Annotated in this window: 20 protein-coding genes; 14 read left to right on the forward strand and 6 right to left on the reverse strand. The window is 69.7% G+C overall.

Going from position 1 to position 19,323, the window contains the following annotated elements; translation table 11 throughout:
* Positions 1–65 precede the first annotated feature (65 nt).
* Positions 66–770: an SDR family oxidoreductase gene (locus LV75_RS12280; RefSeq protein WP_253886981.1), complete on the reverse strand. Its 705-nt coding sequence runs from the start codon at positions 768–770 to the stop codon at positions 66–68.
* 185 nt (positions 771–955) lie between these two features.
* On the opposite strand from LV75_RS12280, the gene LV75_RS12285 reads away from it, so the two are divergent.
* The 5 genes from LV75_RS12285 to LV75_RS12305 all read left to right on the forward strand — a co-directional run bounded on the left by LV75_RS12285 (position 956) and on the right by LV75_RS12305 (position 5,274).
* Entirely contained in the window at positions 956–2,137 is a 1,182-nt protein-coding gene (locus tag LV75_RS12285; RefSeq protein ID WP_253886982.1) for a DUF418 domain-containing protein, read from the forward strand.
* A gap of 5 nt (positions 2,138–2,142) precedes the next feature.
* The gene (locus LV75_RS12290) at positions 2,143–3,327 is read left to right on the forward strand and encodes a sensor histidine kinase (protein WP_253886983.1); all 1,185 of its coding nucleotides are present in this window, start codon (positions 2,143–2,145) and stop codon (positions 3,325–3,327) included.
* On the forward strand, positions 3,324–3,947 hold the full coding sequence (locus tag LV75_RS12295; RefSeq protein WP_308210932.1) for a response regulator: 624 nt from the start codon (positions 3,324–3,326) through the stop codon (positions 3,945–3,947). The genes LV75_RS12290 and LV75_RS12295 overlap by 4 nt, the downstream gene beginning before the upstream one ends.
* Positions 3,948–3,956: 9 nt before the next feature.
* Positions 3,957–4,694: a maleylpyruvate isomerase N-terminal domain-containing protein gene (locus LV75_RS12300; RefSeq protein WP_253886984.1), complete on the forward strand. Its 738-nt coding sequence runs from the start codon at positions 3,957–3,959 to the stop codon at positions 4,692–4,694.
* Between the two features lie 103 nt (positions 4,695–4,797).
* Positions 4,798–5,274 carry a hypothetical protein gene (locus tag LV75_RS12305; protein WP_253886985.1) on the forward strand — a complete coding sequence of 159 codons (477 nt, stop codon included), beginning with the start codon at positions 4,798–4,800 and terminating at the stop codon, positions 5,272–5,274.
* 48 nt (positions 5,275–5,322) lie between these two features.
* Here LV75_RS12305 and LV75_RS12310 read toward each other — a convergent pair whose 3' ends face one another.
* The 3 genes from LV75_RS12310 to LV75_RS12320 form a co-directional block, all read right to left on the reverse strand.
* The gene (locus LV75_RS12310; RefSeq protein ID WP_253886986.1) at positions 5,323–7,017 is read right to left on the reverse strand and encodes a hypothetical protein; all 1,695 of its coding nucleotides are present in this window, start codon (positions 7,015–7,017) and stop codon (positions 5,323–5,325) included.
* A 60-nt stretch (positions 7,018–7,077) separates the two neighbouring features.
* Positions 7,078–7,587: a pyridoxamine 5'-phosphate oxidase family protein gene (locus LV75_RS12315; protein WP_253886987.1), complete on the reverse strand. Its 510-nt coding sequence runs from the start codon at positions 7,585–7,587 to the stop codon at positions 7,078–7,080.
* 63 nt (positions 7,588–7,650) lie between these two features.
* Positions 7,651–8,376 carry a class I SAM-dependent methyltransferase gene (locus LV75_RS12320; RefSeq protein WP_253886988.1) on the reverse strand — a complete coding sequence of 242 codons (726 nt, stop codon included), beginning with the start codon at positions 8,374–8,376 and terminating at the stop codon, positions 7,651–7,653.
* A 70-nt stretch (positions 8,377–8,446) separates the two neighbouring features.
* Between LV75_RS12320 and LV75_RS35480 the strand changes: the two genes are divergently transcribed.
* From LV75_RS35480 to LV75_RS12365, 9 genes are all read left to right on the forward strand, one after another.
* On the forward strand, positions 8,447–9,025 hold the full coding sequence (locus LV75_RS35480; RefSeq protein WP_253886989.1) for a CGNR zinc finger domain-containing protein: 579 nt from the start codon (positions 8,447–8,449) through the stop codon (positions 9,023–9,025).
* Between the two features lie 18 nt (positions 9,026–9,043).
* On the forward strand, positions 9,044–9,835 hold the full coding sequence (locus LV75_RS35485) for a protein NO VEIN domain-containing protein (RefSeq protein WP_253886990.1): 792 nt from the start codon (positions 9,044–9,046) through the stop codon (positions 9,833–9,835).
* An 832-nt stretch (positions 9,836–10,667) separates the two neighbouring features.
* Positions 10,668–12,017: an aminotransferase class I/II-fold pyridoxal phosphate-dependent enzyme gene (locus LV75_RS12335; protein WP_253886991.1), complete on the forward strand. Its 1,350-nt coding sequence runs from the start codon at positions 10,668–10,670 to the stop codon at positions 12,015–12,017.
* Positions 12,018–12,031: 14 nt separating this feature from the next.
* Entirely contained in the window at positions 12,032–12,574 is a 543-nt protein-coding gene (locus LV75_RS12340; protein WP_253886993.1) for an OsmC family protein, read from the forward strand.
* The gene (locus LV75_RS12345; protein WP_253886994.1) at positions 12,571–13,566 is read left to right on the forward strand and encodes an ABC transporter substrate-binding protein; all 996 of its coding nucleotides are present in this window, start codon (positions 12,571–12,573) and stop codon (positions 13,564–13,566) included. Before LV75_RS12340 ends, LV75_RS12345 begins: the two co-directional genes overlap by 4 nt.
* 21 nt (positions 13,567–13,587) lie before the next feature.
* Complete coding sequence (locus tag LV75_RS12350; RefSeq protein ID WP_253886995.1) at positions 13,588–13,731, forward strand: hypothetical protein; 144 nt, start codon at positions 13,588–13,590, stop codon at positions 13,729–13,731.
* Entirely contained in the window at positions 13,732–15,552 is a 1,821-nt protein-coding gene (locus tag LV75_RS12355; protein WP_253886996.1) for an ABC transporter permease, read from the forward strand.
* Positions 15,549–16,391 (forward strand): ABC transporter ATP-binding protein, encoded by an 843-nt coding sequence (locus LV75_RS12360; RefSeq protein ID WP_253886997.1) that lies wholly within the window; start codon positions 15,549–15,551, stop codon positions 16,389–16,391. Before LV75_RS12355 ends, LV75_RS12360 begins: the two co-directional genes overlap by 4 nt.
* The gene (locus LV75_RS12365; RefSeq protein WP_253886998.1) at positions 16,388–17,095 is read left to right on the forward strand and encodes an ABC transporter ATP-binding protein; all 708 of its coding nucleotides are present in this window, start codon (positions 16,388–16,390) and stop codon (positions 17,093–17,095) included. The genes LV75_RS12360 and LV75_RS12365 overlap by 4 nt, the downstream gene beginning before the upstream one ends.
* Before the next feature lie 2 nt (positions 17,096–17,097).
* Here LV75_RS12365 and LV75_RS12370 read toward each other — a convergent pair whose 3' ends face one another.
* Complete coding sequence (locus LV75_RS12370; RefSeq protein WP_253887000.1) at positions 17,098–17,724, reverse strand: hypothetical protein; 627 nt, start codon at positions 17,722–17,724, stop codon at positions 17,098–17,100.
* Positions 17,705–19,321, reverse strand: a complete 1,617-nt coding sequence (locus LV75_RS12375; protein WP_253887001.1) for a hypothetical protein — start codon at positions 19,319–19,321, stop codon at positions 17,705–17,707. The genes LV75_RS12370 and LV75_RS12375 overlap by 20 nt, the downstream gene beginning before the upstream one ends.
* Positions 19,322–19,323: the final 2 nt, after the last annotated feature.

A 19,323-nucleotide genomic window follows, 5' to 3' on the forward strand; every position in this document is an offset into this window, starting at 1 on the left:
CTCTCCCGCAGAGGAACCACGGCGGCGGTCGACATCAAGGTGACGACCGCCGCCGCTTCGCGCCACTAGATGAACATGCCCGTTGGGCGGATGACGATGGTGTTCACGTCCACGCCCTCCGGTTGGGTCAGTGCCCACACGATCGTCTCACCCAGTTTCTCCGCGGACAGGTAGTCGCGGTCGGGCACCCCGCCGGGCATGGCGTTGAAGAAATCGGTGCGGGTGGCGCCGGGGGAGACCAGGGTGACGCCGATGCCGTCGTCGATGACCAGGCGGCGGGTGTTCTCGGCCAGGCCGGTGATGGCCCACTTGGTGGCGCCGTAGAGGTTGCCGGGGGAGTGCACGTGGCCCGCGACGCTGCCGACGAGCACGATCCGGCCCTTGGTCGCGCGCAGGGCGGGCAGCGCGATGTTGATCAAAGCTGCCGGGCCGAGGACGTTGGTGAGGATCATGTCCCGCCAGCCGGTGGGGTCGCCGTCGTCGAGACCGTCGAAGACGGCGAAACCCGCGTTCGCCACCACGCAATCCACCCTGCCGAACGCGCTCACCGTCCGATCCACCGCGTCGCGCACCGCCATCGGGTCGGCGGCGTCTCCCTGAACCACCAACAGTTCCGCGGGATCACCGAGGCTCTCGGCGAACGCCCGCAACTTCTCCGCAGTGCGCCCGGTGATCGTCACCCGGTACCCGCGCCGCAACAGTTGCGTCGCCGTCGCGGCACCGATCCCGCTGCCCCCACCGGTCACCAAAGCCACTCGTGCTTCAGACATGAATCCCCCCAAGGTTCGAATGGACCATATATACGGCAACGCATTCCAGCCCCGCAAACTTCTGGAGCTGGAGCAAACTCCAAGCGCATCAACCATCTGGTTGATGTCGCCGCCCGAGCGGTGGACCCCCGCTCTCGGTCGAACCGCCGATTCGCCACCCGGTCCTCGAGCGCGACGCTGGCACCATGTCGCTCAACGAAGCCACCGCTGGCGTGCGGCCGGTCTCCGGTCGGGAACGCTCGCTCGCCCCGGACCTCGCGCGCGGTCTGATGCTCGCCCTGATCGCGCTGGCCAACTCCGTCTACTACCTGTACGACCGCCCCTACGGCATCCGCCAGCACGTCGTCGAGACCGGCGCACTCGACCGGATCGTCAGCGTGCTCGACGTGACCTTGGTGGACGCCCGCGCGTACCCGATGTTCGCCGCCCTGTTCGCCTACGGCGTCGTGCAGGTGTTCCAGCGGCACCGCGCTGCGGGGGTGCCGGAGCGGGACGCCAGGCGGGTGCTGCGGCGCCGGAGCCGGTGGCTGATCATGTTCGGGTTCGTCCACGCGCTGCTGCTGTTCCCCGGCGACGTGCTCGGCCTCTACGGCGTCCTGGGCTTCGTCCTGGTCGGCCTGACCAAGGTGAAGGACCGGACCCTGCTCATCGCCGCCGGGGCGTGGTTGCTGGTCGTGGCCGTGATCCAGGGGGCCGCGAACATGCTGCCGGTCACCGGGGACCGCGAGTTCTTCCACTCCTTCGAGACCCAGAACGCGGTCGAGGCGCTGACCATGCGCCCGTTCGAATGGCTCATGACCCCCATCGGCATGGTCGGCGTCGGGGCCGCCGCGCTGGTCGGCACCTGGGCGGCCCGGCGCGGCGTGCTCACCGACCCGGCCCGGCACCGCGCGCTCCTCGTCCGCACCGCGGTCATCGGGCTGACCACGGCCGTTGCGGGCGGCCTCCCGATCGGGCTCGCCGTGGGCCACCTCTGGGAGCCGACCGGTCTGGCGACCCTGTGGGCGATCTCCGCGCTGCACGCGGTGACCGGGCTCGCAGGCGGCCTCGGGTACGCGGCGCTGATCGGTCTCGTCGCGAACCGGGTCGGGGACCGCCAGGGTCCGGTGGTGCGGGCCATCGCCGCCTGCGGGGAGCGGTCGCTGAGCTGCTACCTGTTCCAGTCGGTGATCTTCGTGGCGCTGCTGACCCCGTACACGCTCGGGCTCGGCGCGACGCTGGGTAGCGCCGAGGTGGCGCTGGTGGCCCTGGGCACGTGGCTGGTCTCGGTGCTGCTCGCCGACCGGCTGCGCCGCGCGGGCGCGCGGGGACCCGCCGAGGTCCTGCTGCGACGGCTGACCTACCGCAGCCGGACAATGGCACGGTGACCTCGATGGATGACCAGCTCGGGCTGCGCCGCGAACAGCGGTGGGACCTGGTGTGGGTGCTCGCCCCGTACGGCCTGCTCGTGCTCGCCGCGGTGGCCTCGGCGGTGTTCGACCACGTGGGCTGGGAGCACCGGCTGGTCACGCTGGGTATCGCCGCGGTGCTCGGCGGGTGGCACGGGCTGTTCATCGCCGCGCACTCGCGGCTGGGGGAGCGGCGGTCGGCGATGGCGGTGTACTTCGTCGGCCTGCTCGCCCTGACCACGGTCCTGGTGCTGCGCAGCGACGCGTTCCAGCTGTTCGTGCCGGGGTGCTACCTGCTCGCGTTCGTCACGCTGCCCGGCTGGGCCGCCTACGTCGGGGTGGTCGCGGCGAACGTCCCGTGGCTGGTGGCGCAGGGCAGCGACCCCCGGGCGACGCTGTTCAGCCTCGCGATGGTGACGCCGCTGGTCGCGCTGACCGGGGGCATGATCCGGGCGATGGAGCGGGAGACGATCCGGCGCCGCGAGACCAACCGCGAACTCGTCGCCATGGCGGAGGAGAACGCCCGGCTGCACGCGCTGCTGGTGCGGCAGGCGAGGGAGACCGGGATCGCCGAGGAACGTGCCCGGTTGGCCCGCGAGATCCACGACACGGTTGCGCAAGGTCTTACGGGCATTGTCACGCAGCTAGAGGCCGTTGATGACCTGGTTCCCCTGCCTGTGCGCGGCAGACTCGCCGTGGCTAGGGATCTGGCTCGCAGCAGCCTCACCGAGGTTCGGCGGTCGATCGAGGCTCTACGGCCTGGTCCGCTCCAAGATGCTCGGCTTAGTGACGCGGTTCGTGACACTGTGGGGACTTGGCAGGAGCAGTACGACATCGCTGCAGCTTTCACTGTCACGGGAACTCCGCTGCCGGTGCACTCGGAGGTGGAGGTGACCCTGCTGCGGGCAGCGCAAGAGGCGTTGTCGAACGTGGGTAGGCATGCTGATGCGACCCGCGTAGACGTCACACTGTCCTACATGGAGGACGTGATCATCCTGGATGTGCGCGATGACGGGACCGGGTTCGATGTCGCCGCCGCTGGCGGGTTTGGCCTAACCGCGTTGCGGCAGCGCGTGCGGGCACTGTCGGGCTCGGTGGACATAGAGTCCGCCCCTGGGGTGGGTGCGGCTGTCAGCATCACCGTGCCGGTGATCGGGGTCGAGCAGTGACGCCCCTGCGGTTGGTGGTTGTCGACGATCACCCCGTTGTCCGCGACGGCCTCCGCGGCATGCTGGGTACCCAGCCGGACTTCGATGTTGTCGGTGAGGCTGCCGGTGGCACAGAGGCACTTGCGGTTGTTAGGGCTACCAGTCCTGATGTGGTGCTGACGGACCTACGGATGCCTGAGCCCAGTGGCGCGGCGCTGATCAGGCTCATCGCGCCGGAGGTGAAGGTCCTCGTCCTGACGACCCATGACACTGACTCCGACGTTCTACCCGCTATTGAGGCTGGGGCCGTCGGGTACCTGCTCAAGGACGCCCCACGTGAGGAGTTGTTTCGCGCTGTTCGTGCTGCTGCTCGTGGGGAGACTGTGCTCGCGCCTTCGGTGGCCGCTCTGCTGCTAAGCAGGGTCCGGCCACAACGTCCTCTTGTCGCTCAGCTCAGTGCACGCGAACGCGAGGTGTTGGCCCTGATCGCCGAGGGCAGGACCAACCGAGATGCCGCCGCGCTGCTCCACATCAGCGAAGCCACGGTCAAGACTCACCTGCTGCACATCTACGCGAAGTTGGAAGTCCCGGACCGTGCTTCCGCGGTTGCCGCTGCCTATAGGAGAGGGATCTTGAAGTAGCGTGGGATCGTGGCTCTCTTCGCACTGTCCTGGATCGCGTTGCGCAAAGCCGTCGCTGCCCTCTCGGATGAAGACTTCGCCCGCCCGTCCGGCTGCCAGGGCTGGCTCGTCCGCGACCTGGTGTGCCACCTGGTGATCGGCGCCCAAGACGTGCTGATCACCCTGGTCACGCCCGCCGAGACCGGGCCGACCATCGACGCGGCGGGGTACTGGCGGCTGGTCGACCCGCCGACCGGTGCCGACCCGCTCGACGCGCTGATCCCCCGGCTGGCCGCCGCGTACGGCGATCCCGGCCTGCTCAAGGCCCACCTCGACGACGTCGGCTCGGCCGCGGGCCGCGCCGCCGAGTTCGCCGACCCGACCGACCTGGTCAGCACCCGCGGTGAGGTCCTGACCGTCAACGACTACCTGGCCGCGTACGCGTTCGAGTGGACGCTGCACCACCTCGACCTGATCGCCCACCTGCCCACTGATCTCCTTGCCCCCCACCCGCCCGCTGATCTCTCTGTACCCCGCCCGCCAACTGATCCATCTATACCCCGCCCACCCACTGATCTCTCTATACCCCGCCCGCCAGCCCTGGGGCCCGCCCGGACGATCCTCGAACAGATCGCGGGCAGCCCGTTCCCCGAGTCGATGTCCGACGAGGACGTGCTGCTGGTCGGCACCGGGCGCCGGGTGCCCACCGACCAGGAGGTCTCCACGCTGGGTGACCTCGCCGCGCGCCTCCCGCTCGTCCTCGGCTGACCGCAGTCGGTCACTCGATCGGGTAGGACTTGGTCGATGTTCGGCGTGTCGGGCTACCTCCTTTGTGTCCGAACAGGTAACGGAACCAGAGGAGGAACATCCCATGAGTCGACTAACGCGCATCCTCGTCAGCACCGCGCTGGCGGCGACAGCGACCGGGATCGTCGCGCCCGCGGCCGTGGCTGAGGACGGCCCCCGGTCCGGCGAGATCACCAACACCCGCCCCGCGGGCGAGTCGTGTGACCGCGAAGGATGGGTCGACACCCGCAGAACGAGCGGGATCCGCCAAGGTGGCTCCGGCCGCGGCTGCGCCGAGGACGCGCGTGCCGAGTCCGAAGACCCGACCTTCCGGTACACCAGCGCGACCGGTACCCACCGGGTCGCCGCCGTGCCCGATCGCCAGTGCGTGATCACGAACGGCGGCGTGCCCGCCACCAGTGCGGTCAACGACACCAACCGCATCGCCCTGCTCTACCCCAACGCGTCCTGCCGGGGAGTGGGTCAGGTCGTCTTCCCCCGCGCCGAACACCGCGGCGGCGCCCCGTTCCTGTCGATCCTGTTCATCTCGATTCCGCGCTAGTGGCTCGACCCAGGTGTTGCACTGAGGCGCGCGGCCCCGCCGCGCGCCTCAGGCCACAGTGGACTCCAGCCCGGCCAGTAGGCCGGTGGCGGCGAACAGGGCGATGAGTTGGTTCTGCACCAAGGTTTCCGCCAGGGGGCCGCGCAGGGAGCCATCGGCCAGCGGGTGCAGTCCCAGCAGGCTGAGCTGGACGGGTGGGCTGAGCCGGGTCAGGTCCTTGAGATCGCCGCGCAGCAGGTCGTCGGCCGCGGCGAGCAGGTCAGCGCTCCAGTGGTCGACCGCTCCCGCGCTGAGGTCCACCCGGTTCTCGCTGGAGAGCAGGCCGTCGTCGGCGAGCAGTTGCAGCGTGAACTCCAGTTCGTGCTTGCCGTCCATCAGGCTGACCTGTCGCGTGACGGGGTCGTACCCGACGTGCAGGCAATGCTCACCTCGACGGAGCAACACCTCCTCCAACCCGCCGTCCCAGACCGATTCGTCCAGCGCGACCCACCCAGCGCCCATGAGGACCGCCGTGGCGAGTTCAAGAACACGGTCGAGGTACTCCGGTTCCGCGGTGTGGCCGTAGAGCTGGTCGTATACCTCGGCCCACTCGCCTGCAGCGGCCGTCTCCGCGGCGGCCGCCGCGGTGACAACCAGCGAGAGCACCGCATCGATCTCCGGGGATTCGGCGTCCGGGCAGCCGCCTCGGCGGCACCGGTCTTCGGGGCACGACAGCGTGATGCGGTGAACGGTGTCGACGGAATCGGCGCCACCGGTCGCTCGGGTCACGACCAGAACGTAGCTGTGCAAGGGATCCGGGACGCCCTGCAGACCCTCGACGGGGTGCAACGCGCCGCCGTGCACGTAGATCACCAGGCCGCCGCGCTGCTCGTCCGCCCACCCGGCAGCGGCGGCGCGCGCGGTGGTCAGCACGGTGACGTCCTCGCCGGGGAGCCAGATCTCCAGTTGCCACCGCGGGCTGTAGCGCCAGTCACCCGCGGCGGCCACAGCGTCGAGGAGGGCCGTGTAGCCGTCGGGAGTGTTGTCGAGGACCGCGATCCCACCCAGTGATGTGGCGGTGGCGACCAGTTCGCTTGCCACGGCGGGATCCTCGGCGGCGGTCAGCGGTTTCGGTTCACCGGACGGCCACCAGCGGGCTTCTTCGGGTACGAGCGCGCTAACAGCGTCCGCGTCGACCTCGATGACCTCGGCGGGCGAGGTCTCCCCGGTCACCCGGAGCAGCGTCAGCAGGGCGCTCTCCCACTCGCCGATTCCGCCCGGTGCCAGCTCGGGCCGCTCCTCTTGCCGGGTGGGCAATTCGACGGTCACCGGGCCGACCTCGGGTAAGGCGGTGATCACAAGCTGCCGGTTCGGCTCTACGCTTGGCGACGATAGGGGATTGCCGAGCACGTCGGTCCGCGGGATCCAGGCCGGGCGCTGCTCTTGGCGGAGCCGGACGCTTTCCAGGTGGGACAGCAGTTCTGCTTTGGTGGGGTAGGAGCGCAGGTGGCGACCGGCGACCGGTCGGACCAGGTTGTCGAGGTCGGCCTCGGTCATGTTCTCCGGGTCCGCGGGGATCTCGATGAACACCTCGGTGGCGGCGTCCGCTGCCAGCAGGACCGCCACCGCCGCGGTGAACCTCGCCCGGAAGTCGCCTGCCGTGGCGTTGAACGCCTTCTTGGCCTGCGCCAAGTCGACCTTGTCACCGGTGAGGGTGTCCATGATCGTCAGCAGGATGTTGTTGCTGGAGAAGGCGTTGACCATGGCGCGACGATAGCGAGCCCGACCCGTCGCGGGATCGGAGGACCCGGCTGAGTCCCGGGGCTACGAGCCCGCCCCGGGGAACTCCACCACGTCGTGCTCGCCGCCCTCGTAGCGGGTGCCGGTCGCCTTGGCCTTGATGAAGCTGATGACCGAGGCGATCCGGCCGCCCGGGGTGTCCCAGTACTCGGCGGTCACGGGGGAGACCTTGATCAGCACGACCGACGGGTCGGTTGGCCCCTGCGGCAGCCACGCCGCCACCCAGCTGTTCCACAACCGCTCGGCCACGGCCGGGTCGTCGACGAGTTCCGCTCGGCCGTGGATGGAGATCCAGGTGTCGTTGTCGGTCAGCGTGAGGCCGACGTCGGGCGTGGTCCGGATGTGGGCCACCTTGCGCGACCCGCGTTCGGCGAAGAACCACAGGTCCCCGTCGAACTCGACCTCCTGCTGGGCCATCGGGCGGCTGACCAGGTGCCCGTGTTCGTCACGGGTGGTCAACATCCCGATCCGGATCCCCTTCGCCAGTCGGGCCAACTCCTGGACACCGTCGGGTCGCGCGTCCTGCTCCGCCATGGTGCTCCTCATCCGCTCGGTTACCCGGCCGGGGTGCCCACGGAGCAGGTCTTCACACGTCTTCTAGCGGATCGCGGCGAGGACGCGGCTGTCGCCGTGCTGCCAGATGGTGTCGATCTCGATGAACCCGGCCGCGGTCAGGGCTTTGAGGTGGGTGGACAGGGCCTGGGTCTCGGTGTGCGGGTCGTGGCCCGCGCGGGGGACGACGTGGTGGCCGAAGGTGGGGTCCTTGGCGATCGCGTCCCACCACTGCTCCCAGTCGTGCTCGGGCTCGGTGGTGGCGCGGCCGAGGGCGCGGTGGACGCGGGCGAGGGTGGGCGCGGTGTCCTCGGCGGTGAGGTGGTCGCCGTCGAGCAGGATCCCGCCCGGGGCCAGCCTGGAGTGGACCTCGGCGTAGGCGGTGTGCAGCTGCGGCTCGGCCAGCCAGTGCAGGGCGGTCGAGCTGACGGCGGCGTCGACCGGGCCGTCGAGGAAGTCGGACCAGCCGGGCTGGCTGAGGTCGGCCGAGACGAACCGGAGGCCGGGGGTGTCGGCGTGGGCGGCCTGGGCGAGGGCGAACAGCAGCGGGTTGGTGTCGACGCCGATGACCTGGGCGCCGGGGATGCGCTCGAGGAGTCTGGTGGACAGCGAGCCGGGGCCGCAGCCGAGGTCGAGCACGACCGGGTCCGGTCGGCCGGTGATCTCCTCGACGGCGGTGATGATGGCGGTGAACAGGGCTTCTCGGTGGGGGACGTAGAACTCCTGCTGTGCGTCCCACCGGGCGATCCAGGACTGGGCGTGCTCGCGCACCGGTGCCTCCGTGACTGCTGTGGACTACGATGACAGTCACCAATCTCGCGGAGCGGAGGTCACTGGTCAAGTGCGATTCGACAGTCACCACGACGGCCCGGTCCGCGCGGCCGCCCACCTGGTGAACGCCGTGACGCCGGGTGCGGCGCGCGGCCGGGTGTACGTGCCGCTCAGCGGGCTCGCCCTGCGGGAGGCGGTGACCGAGGCCCTGCGCACGGCGGGGGCGGCTGACCTCACCCTGCTCTCCTCGGCGGCCACCGGCGGGCTGGCAGGCGCGGCCACCACCCTGCGCGGCGTCTTCACAGCCGCCGCAGCAGGTGGCCTGGCCGACGCCGCGCACCTGGTCAACGAGGTCATGGCCGATCACCAAGTCCGCCCGGTCCTCCTCCGCCACCACGACGACCCCACCTGGCACGTCCACCAACTAGGCACTGTCGGCGGCGTCGCAGGCCAATGGGCCGGAACCTGCGCCGCGGCCCTCTCGGTAGTAATAGGCAGCCCCGCCGCCACCCGCCTAGGCGTCTGCACCGCCCCCCACTGCGACCGCGTCTACGTAGACACCTCCCACAACGGCACCCGCCGCTACTGCTCCACCGCCTGCCAAAACCGAGTCAAGACTGCCGCCTATCGCGCCCGAACCACGACGTAGGCATGCGAACCTTGCGCAGTGCGCGACGACGATGACTTACGTGTGCCGGATGCCACTACGGTGCTGCGCGGCCTGGTAGGGCAAACGATCGACACCTTCACCGGCTTGGGAAACGCGGTGCTGGAGCTGCGGGGCGACCAAGTGCTGGTGGGCACTCGGCGAACCCCAGGGGGCGCCCTTGTGCCGGTCGCGGATGTCCAGCACGGCATTGACCTGCTGTTCGCCCACGGGTCTGTTCGGATAACCCCGGACGTCCTCGGCGGCCGCAGCACCTTCGTCGGCGCCGTGCTCGTGACTTTGCCGGGCGTCCGCTTCACCGACAGGCCGGTCTTTGTTGAGCTCACCGGTCACATGACACCTGAGGTCGCCGACGCGCTGATCGAGATCGAACGTGCCGCGGGCCGCCCGCGCCGGACCGGCCGCGGCCTCACCCAACCCGAGAAGACCGCCGTCGAGCGCCAGGCCATGGTCCTGGCCACCGAGTACCTCGTGGCCCTCGGCTGGGCGGTCGAGGACGTGGGTGCCACCCACTCCTACGACATCCACGCCACCCGCCCCGGCGAACACCTGTACGTCGAGGTCAAGGGCACCACCTCAAACGGCGACGAGGTGATCCTCACCAAGAACGAAGTGGACCTGATGCGCCGCGTGCACCCCCACTCCATGCTGATCGTCATCCACGACATCCACCTGGACCGCACCGGCACCAAGCCCCTGGCGAGCGGCGGCACCCGGACGGTGTTCCACCCCTGGGACGTGCGCGACGAACAGCTCACGCCGATGTCGTACCGCTATCGGACGGTTGAGTGATGGTTGTATCCGCTCTTTCCGCCCCGTGAGGGCTCACCCTCACCCCTCACCTCCCGCTCTCACCCTCACCCCCGCCCCACCTCTCACGTCCCGCCCCCACCCCCACCCTCACCACCCACCAACGCCACCTCCCCCCACTGCTCGATGGGGCGGACTTGTTTGCGTGGGGGGACAACACCCGTAGCGTTTCCACGCGGCAGGGCCTGCTTTTGGGCCCCTGCTTTGCGGTTCTGCGTCGGGTGTTGTAGGGGCCCCGCGCAAAACAAGTTCGCCCCATCGAGCCCACCGCACTAGCAACCACCGCAGACCCCGCCGACGCCTCGCGCCATCGAGCCGACCGCACTCCCAGCCACCTGCGGCCACACGGATACGCGCCCCATCGAGCCGACCGCATTCCCAGCCCCAGCGCGGACACACTGCGACCTCGCAGCGAGCCAAGCGCACCCCCAGCCCCGGCACGGACACACCGCTTGAGGCCCTACGCGAGTCCCAGAGGAACCCCGCGCGCAACAAGTCCGCCGCATCGAGCTGACCGCACTGCAAGCACCCGGCGCGGACACACCGCACTGATACGCGCGAGCCCGCCGCACTGCAAGCACCCGGCGCCGACACATGGCCACCGCGCTGAGCCGCCCCTGCTTTCGCCTGACCAGCGTGCCCGGGTGCGCGGGTGACCAACTGATCGGGCGTCGGGTGAACACCCGACCACAGGAGCCCTGGTTTGTGCGGTTTTTGTTCAGTTCGGCCACCAGGTGAAACGACCTTGACCGGGTGTTTTCGCCGGCTACGGTTCGTGCTTGTCCGCACACTGTGATCACTGGGGAGCCGAGGGATGAGCCACACCGCGCCGGTGCACTGGCTTGTCGGGCGCATCCGGGACCGGACCGCTCGGGGGATCGCAGTGGCTGTTGGGGAGCTGATCAGGGACGGTGAGCTGCCGCCGGGGACGCGGTTGCCGACGGTGCGGGCGCTGGCCGGGGAGTTGGCTGTGAGCCCGGCGACGGTGGCCGACTCGTGGGGGCAGTTGCGCGCTGAACACCTGATCGATACCGATCGCAGGCGGGGGACGACCACGTTGGCGCCGCCGGATTCCACGCCGCGGGACTGCTTTCCCGGGTGGGCGGCGGTCGACCTCGAACAGGGGCTCCCCGACCCGGCCCTGTTGCCGCCGTTGGCGGACGCGGTGGCGGCGGGGGTGCGCACCGAGCGGCTCAACGGCTTCGAGCACGACTACATCACCCCGCGGTTGCGCGCCGCCGTGGCGACGACGTGGCCGTTCGCGCCGGAGGCGTGGACGGTGGTGGCGGGTGGGTACGAGGGAACGTTGTTGGCCAGCCAGGCGGTCGCCGCCCCCGGTGAGCTGGTCGCGGTGGAGGAGCCGACCGCGCCGCGGGTGCTGGACACGTTGCGCCGGTCCGGGATCCGGGTGATCGGCGTGCGGTGCGACGCGGAGGGACCGATCCCGGCGGCGCTGGCCGAGGCGTTGGCGCACGACCCGGTGGCGTTCGTCTACCAGCCCCGCGCGCACATCCCCTTCGGGCACACCGTTTCCGCTGCCCGCGCCGCCGAGCTCGCCGACGTCCTCGACGGCAGGCCCAGTGTGTCCATTGTGGAGGACGACAACCTGGGGCCGCTCGCGTCCGCGCCGGTGGCCAGCATCGGCGCGCACCTGCCGGAGCGCCTGCTGCTGGTCCGCTCCTACTGCAAGGCGTACGGCCTGGAGCTGCGCAGCTGCGTGGTGGCGGGTGCCGAACACCTCGTCGAGCAGGTGCGGCACAAGCGCGGTTTCGGCCTGGTGTGGGCGAGCCGCATCCTGCAGGACGCGCAGGCGTACCTCATCAACGACCCGGCGACCGGTGTGCTGCTGCGCCAAGCCAGGGAGCGCTACGCCCACCGCCGCACGACCCTGGCGGACGCGTTGCGCGAACGCGGGATCGACGTGCAGGCCCGCGACGGGCTGGTGTTGTGGGTGCCGGTCCCGGACGAGACCCGGGCCATGGTCGCCCTCGCCGGGTTCGGCGTGTCGGTCGCGGCGGGCAGCCGCTGCTACATCGACGCGCCCGCCGAGCACCACATCCGGATCGCCACCAGCCACCTGCCCGACGACCCGACGCGCATCGAGGAGCTCGCCGACCTCGTCGCCCGCGCGGTGGCCACGGCCCCGCGCGACGAATTCGACTGACCCGGGAAGGAACCATGAGCTCACTGCGGGACTACCTCGCCCAGAAGCGCCGCGCCTGGCTGTCCAAGCAGGACGGCATCGCCACCGCCGACGTCATCACCCCCACCGCGCGGGTCACCGCCGAGGGCCGCAGCGGCGTGCGCCGCATCCGGATCCGCGACCACCAGGTGCTCAGCGACAGCGCGCCGGACTACGCGGGTTACGACCTGGGCCCCAGCTCGCCGGAGCTGCAGCTGGGCGTGCTCGGCAGCTGCGTGACGCACATCTTCCTGATCCAGGCCGCGGCCACCGAGGTCGTCCTGGACTCCATCGAGGTCGAGGTCAGCGCGACCATCGACCCCAAGGCGGGCACCCCCGGGTTCGAGGACGTGCCGCCGTCGCCGCAGAACATCAGCTACACCGTCCACATCGGATCCCCGGCCAGTGACGCCGAGCTCGACGCGCTGTTCGCCTCGGTCGAGCGGGCTTGCCCGATCCTGTCGTTGTTGACCAACCCCCAGACCATCACCGGAACGGTCGTCCGGGCACCGGAACACAGTGAGGAAAGCGCACGATGATCAGCAGACGTGGTTTGTTCGTGGCCGCGGCCGGGGTTGGCGCCGCCGCCGTGCTCGCGAGCTGCGGCAGGCTCTCCGGCGAGCAGGCCACGGCCGCCGCCGCCCCCGCGGAGGGACCGATCTTCTTCGGCGTCTCCGCGCCGCTGTCGGGTTCCTCGGCCGAGTACGGCAAGATCTGGCGAACCGGTTTCGACCTCGCCCTCGACGAGATCAACGGCGCGGGCGGGGTCAAGGGCAGGAAGATCGAGCTGCTCTGGGAGGACACCCAATCCGACCAGAAGCAGTCCGTGCCGGTCGCGCAGAAGTTCGCGGGCGACAACCGCGTGCTCGCCGAGCTCGGCGACTTCGCCAGCCCCGCCTCGATGGCCGCCTCCCCGATCTACGAGAAGGCGCACCTCGTCCAGTTCGGCTTCACCAACTCCCACCCGGACTTCACCAAGGGCGGCGAGTACATGTGGAGCACCTCGACCACCCAGCAGGACCACGCGCCCGAGCTCGCCGAACTGGCGAACTCGCTGGGCAAGAAGCACGCGGTGTACTACATCAACACCGACTGGGGCAAGACGACCTGGAAGCTCTACGAGGAGCACGCCAAGAAGGCGGGCTTCCAGATCGTGCACAGCGAGGCCGTGCAGGCCGACGGCGCCGACTTCCGGCCCAGCCTGATCAAGGGCCGCGACGCGGGCGCGGACGTGGTCGTGTTCATCGCCTACTACCAGGCCGCCGCCCTGCTGACGCAGCAGGCGAAGAACGTTGGCCTGGGGCAGGCGAAGATCGCGCTGCCCAGTTCGGCCTACTCGCCGCAGTACCTCGCGCTCGGCGGCGAGGCGACCGAGGGCGCGCAGGTGATCGTGCGCTTCCACCCCGGTGACCCGCGTCCCGAGGTGCGCGACTTCGTGAAGAAGTACCAGGACCGCTACGGCAAGCAGCCCGACGACTTCGGCGCGGGCGCCTACGACGCGCTCAAGATCCTCGCCTGGGCGGTCGGCTAGAGCGACGGGACCCGCGAGGGCGTGCGCAAGGCGTTGGCCGAGGGCAAGGGGATCCCCAGCCTGCTCTACGGCCCGTTCACCTTCCGCGAGGACCGCCGGGTGAAGGTCCCGCCGTCGACCCGGCTCGTGGTCAAGGGTGGCGCCTTCACGCTCGCGGGGGCCTGAGTGCTCGACACCGCCCTGGCAGGCCTGGTCAACGGCAGCTCGTACGCGTTGCTGGCGCTCGGCCTGTCGCTGATCTTCGGCGTGGCGAACGTCATCAACTTCGCGCACGCCTCGGTGTTCGCGGTCGGCGCCATGTCCGGCTGGTGGTTCTCGGTCGACCTCGACTGGCCACTGTGGGCGGTGTTGCTCGGGGTCACGGCGGTCACCGGCCTGCTCGGGCTGGTGATCAACGTCATCGCCGTGACCCCGCTGGCGAAGGCGCCGCCGATCGCGGCGCTGCTGTCGACCTTCGCGGTCTCGGTCGTGGTGGACAACGGCGCGCAGTTGGTGTTCGGGCCGGAGACGCGGCGGTTCCCGGCCCTGCTGGCGACCGACAACCTCGGTCTCGGCGGGCTGCGGTTCGGCACGCTCGACGTCACCATCCTCGTGGTGGCCATCGGGTTGATGCTGGTGCTGGGTTGGTTCCTGCGGGCCAGCCGCTACGGGCGGGCGATTCGGGCCGTGGCGCAGGACCGCGACGCGGCGGCGCAGATGGGCATCCCGCTGGCGCGCGTGCAGAACCTGGCCTTCGTCATCGCGTCCGTCCTCGGTGGTGTCGCCGGGGTGCTCGGCGGCATGTACCTCAACAACATCTCGCCGACCGTTGGTTCGACCGTGGGGATGTCCGCGTTCGCTGCGGCCACCCTGGGTGGGTTGGGCAGTCTTCCCGGTGCCGTCGCGGGTGGGTTGCTGCTCGGCGTGGTCGAGGCGTTCGGGGTGTCGTGGTGGGGTGGCAACGCTCGCACGCTGATCACCTTCGCTGTGCTGCTGATCGTGTTGTGGGTGCGGCCATCGGGACTGTTCGGCAAGCGCGCGCCGCTGGCGGCCGAACCGATGACGGGGACGTTCTTCGGCGCGGCGCGCACTGTCCGGTTGCGACCGTGGCAGGTCGCGGTCGCTGCTGTGGCGGCGTATGTCGTGCCCGCGGTGGCGTTGGACGACTACACGGTGCAGATCGGCGTGCAGGTCGTTGTCTACGCGATTCTCGCGCTGTCGTTGACGTTGGTTTCCGGTCAGGCCGGGCAGATCTCGCTGGGGCAGGCAGCGCCGCTTGCCATCGGCGCGTACACTTCCGCGTTGTTGACCACGGCGACCGGGCTCGACTTCTGGCTGAGCTTGCCCATTTCCGGTGTGGTGGCCGCGGTGTTGAGCGTGGTGCTGGTGTCGCCGTCGTGGCGGCTGCGCGGGCACTACGTGTCCATCGCGACTCTGGCGACCGGCTTGCTCGTCGCGGCCGCCGCGGTCAACTTCGACTGGCTGACCAACGGACCGTCCGGGGTGTCGGCCATCCCGCCGCCTACCTTGTTCGGGGCTTCGGTGAGCGCGCCGCTGGCGGTGTACTTCCTGGACCTCACCATCCTGTTGGTGGTGCTGTTGTTGGTGGTCCGACTGCGACGGTCCACATTGGGCAGAATCTGGTCCGCTGTGCGCGAGGACGAGGTGGCTGCCCGGTCGAGCGGCATCGCTGTGGCTGACTACAAGTCGTTGGCGTTCGGTATCGGCGGGTTCGTCGCGGGCATCGGTGGCGCGTTGTTCGCGCAGCAGTACGGCTACATCGACCCCAGCGTGTTCGGCATCTCGGTCTCGCTGCTGGCGTTGACGATCGTTGTGCTCGGGGGCCTCAACTCGCCGTTGGGGGCGGTCGTGGGAGCGATCGTCCTGGTCGGGCTGCCGGAGGCGCTGCGGATGCTGCAGGAGACCCGGATGCTCACCTACGGCCTGCTCCTGCTCGCCGTGGTGCTGTTCCGGCCGCAGGGACTCATGGGGAAGGTGGCGCGATGACGGTCCTGGAGGTCACCGGACTGCGGCGCTCGTTCGCGGGCCTGCGCGCGGTCGACGGCGTGTCGTTCACGGTCGAGCCGGGGGAGGTGGTGAGCATCATCGGCCCGAACGGCTCCGGTAAGACCACCGCGTTGAACCTGGTCAGCGGCGTGCTCCGGCCCGACTCCGGCCAGGTCACCTTCCAGGGCCGCGACGTCACCGGCTGGCGACCCGAGCGCTTGGCCGCGGCCGGGTTGTCGCGCACTTTCCAGAACGGTCGCGTGTTCGGCAACCTGACCGTCGCCGAGAACGTCCTCATCGGACTCACCCCGACGCTGCAGGCCGCTCGCCCGTTCTCCCGGTGGCGCAATGTCCCTGTGCTGCGCTGGGCGTCTCTACTCGCCGAGACGGCTGTCGCGCTGGTCGATCCACCCGCCGTCCGCCGCGAACTGGCCGACCGGCAGGCAAAGGTCGCCACCCAACTCGACCGCTTCGGCGACCGCTTGACCCCCCGCGCCGACCTGGCCGCGCACACCCTGTCCTACGCCAACCGGCGGCGCACCGAGATCGCCAGGGCCCTCGCGTCCGGCCCGGCGCTGCTGGTGCTGGACGAACCGACGGCCGGGATGAACCCGGCGGAGACCGGCGAGGTGCTGGAGCAGTTGCTCGAACTCAAAGCGGCCGGGCAGACGATCCTGCTGGTGGAACACAAGATCGACTTGGTGATGCGGTTGTCGGACCGGGTGCTGGTGCTCGACGCCGGGTCGGTGATCGCCGCCGGGCCGCCAGAACAGGTCCGGTCCGACCCCAGGGTCATCGAGGCCTACCTCGGCAAGCGCCGCCCGGCGGTGCGGCCATGAGCCTGCTCGAACTGGACTCGGTGTCGGTGTTCTACGGCCAGACCCAGGCGCTGCACGAGATCAGCCTGGTGGTCGAGCCCGGTGAGATCGTGTGCCTGCTCGGCGGGAACGCCTCGGGCAAGTCCACCACGATGAAGACCATCCTCGGCCTCATCACCCCCCGCTCCGGCGAGATCCGGTTGGCGGGCGAACGCGTGACCCGCTCCGCCCCGGCAGCGCGGATCCGCCGAGGCCTCGCCTCGGTCCCCGAAGCCCGCCGCGTCTTCCCCGAGATGTCGGTCGAGGACAACCTCCTCACCGGCGCCTTCACCCGCCGTACCGGCATCCGCGCCGAACTCGCGTCGGTCTATGAGTCTTTTCCCCGGCTGGCCGAACGTCGCCGCCAACCCGCGGGCACTCTGTCCGGCGGGGAGCAGCAGATGCTCGCCTTCGGCCGTGCCCTGATGAGCGCGCCCACCCTGATCTGCATGGACGAGCCCACCATGGGCCTCGCCCCGATCTTCGTGGACCGGGTGCTCGACCTGATAGCGGCCCTCAACCGCGACCGCGGCCTCGCGGTGCTCATGGTCGAGCAGAACGCCGAACTCGCCCTCTCCATCGCCCACCGCGGCTACGTCCTCAACACCGGCCACCTGGTCCTGGACGGCCCCGCCCCCAGCCTCATCGACAACCCCGCCATCCGCACCGCCTATTTCGGCGCCTGAGACTACGAGCCGCCCAGCCCCTTGATGATCCCTTCGATGACCTGAGCGAGGATGCCGCTCTCCGAGAACGTGTTCAACGCGCTCTTGCCGCCCTTGAGGTGTGATTCGACGTGCTTTCGGATCAAGCGCAACTTCTTGTCCGCTTGGTAGGACGTGGCCGCCCTGCACGCGGTGAGCAAGGCGGCGAAGAAGCTCGCCAAGCCGTCGTTATCGTCGGGCAGATCCTGTAGGGAGAAGACGGCGATCCGGTCCGACTCCCACGGATCCGCCGAGACGAGGACGAGCGGGAACCTGTCGAGCGGGAGTTGGAGCGAGTTGGCCAGGCTGTAGGAACTCGTCGCGCCCAAGCGTTCGGCGTGCGGGGTGTGCAGGTAGCTCAACCCGCCGTAGGTCCCCTCACCGGGGCTCGCTGGTTCACCGGATCGCCACGCGACCAAGCTGATCGACGTGTACGGCCCGCTCATGTCGTCGAGCATGGCCGGGTTGTCCATCACGAACCCAGCCGTGTCGCGGTCCAGTTCGGTGGCGTTCCCGCACAGGACCACCACGTACGCGCCGGGCTTGTAGAGGTTCTTCTGCTCGGCCCAGTAGTCGAGCAGGCCGGACAGGTCAACCTTCTTGATGCTCATACTCGAACTCAACTCCCTGCAACCCTGACACCGCGTTGACCTGCGGTGCGCCCACGATCATCGAGGCGGCCATCGCCCAGTGCTCGTCCCACCGCTGCGGCGCGTGGGCGTCGCCCACGAATGCCCGCGCGAACCGCACGATCGGGAGGACGTCGCGGTGATCGGCGAAGAAGTCGGCCGCCGGGTGGTTGAACTCGATCTTCGAGTTGGTGCTGATGGTGGGGTGCACGACCTGCCAGTCGACCAGCAGGGTGGGGTGGACGATCACCGGACCGCCGCGGTCGGCCCCGCGGAAGAGGACGAGCCCCCATTCCCGCTCGATCAGGAGCGCGTGGTTCAGCAGTCGGCTCGACTGCCCCTCCAGGAGGTGGACGGTGAAGATCAGGCTCTCGACATCGCCCAGCGTGCACAGGAGCGTGGCCCTTCCGCTCGCCCACCGGCCCAGCTCTTCCGTGACCATGTCGCTGAGGGACGTGTTCGGCGCCCGCCCGGTGTCGGTGGGCAGGAGGCTCATCCCGCTGCCGACACAGGCGGTCGCGGTCCGGTCGGGGTCAACGGCATCGAGAGCCGCACCGAGTTGATCGATCGGACCGGTGAACTCCACCGGGACGCGGGAGTCCGGGCGGTAGGCCAGCACGCGGAAGTGCCGCGCGGGCAGGACGAACTCACCGTCGCCGCCGTGGAGTTCGATCGGACCGTCGAAGGTGTTCTTGTCGACCAGGACGAAGTCCACCCCGGGGCAGGACTCGACGGTCACCTCCGAGTACGGGAGGCGCCTGGAGCCGGTGACGGCCGGTCGGATCGCGAAGCCCTTGAACCCGCCGAACGCGACGCGGACACTCTCCCGGCTGACGGCCGTCGTGAGCGTGCCGACGATGCCGAGCATGCGCTCCTCCAGCAAGTCCGGCGCGGGGAAGCCGACGAAGGCGAGTCCATCGAGCGGTGGCGGGAGTTCCGGCCGGATCCGTTCGCCTTCGCTTGTCAGGAGATGGCGTCCGGCCCAGGACGCGACTTCGTGGGGGGAAGACTTCGCGAACTCGTCGACGAGGATCTGCAGGCGTCCGTCTGGGGCGTTCGTCGGTTCTGCCAGGTAGGCGCGAAGAGTGCCAGGGTCGTGCAGTTCGAACGCCAACCAGTCTTCGAGGATCCCCGTCTGCAACGCGCGCGCGGCGACCGCCCTTATCGCTTGAGTTCTCGCCTGCCTGTCCGTGCCATCTCGCGGAAGCAGATCCTCGAAGATCCGGTAAGCCTTTTGGTAGAACGGGGGCAGCGACTTCTCAGCGGTGTTGAGTTCCTCCCCGTCCAGCCCAGCCAGTCCGCAACTCGTGGCAGCCGCTTCCTGCACGAGTCGACTCGCGTCGAACAAGAGGTTGCGGCAGTGCGGCAGACGTGAGCTCCGCTCCTTGTCCCACGGCAGGTGAAGATGCGTCTCTATCGCCTGCTGCAGAAGTCCATAAGGTGTCGTGGCCGCGAGGGTGAAGTGGGTCTTCTCGTGGTTGAGCACGGTCGTCAGCGTGGTCGGGTCCCGGATCACGTCCAACGACACATACGCCGTCCCCTGGAGGTTGTACCACCCGAGAGGGCGTTCGTCGCGCATCC

Origin of the sequence: Actinokineospora diospyrosa (genome assembly GCF_024171925.1) — a bacterium.
GTDB classification, from domain to species: Bacteria; Actinomycetota; Actinomycetes; order Mycobacteriales; family Pseudonocardiaceae; genus Actinokineospora; species Actinokineospora diospyrosa.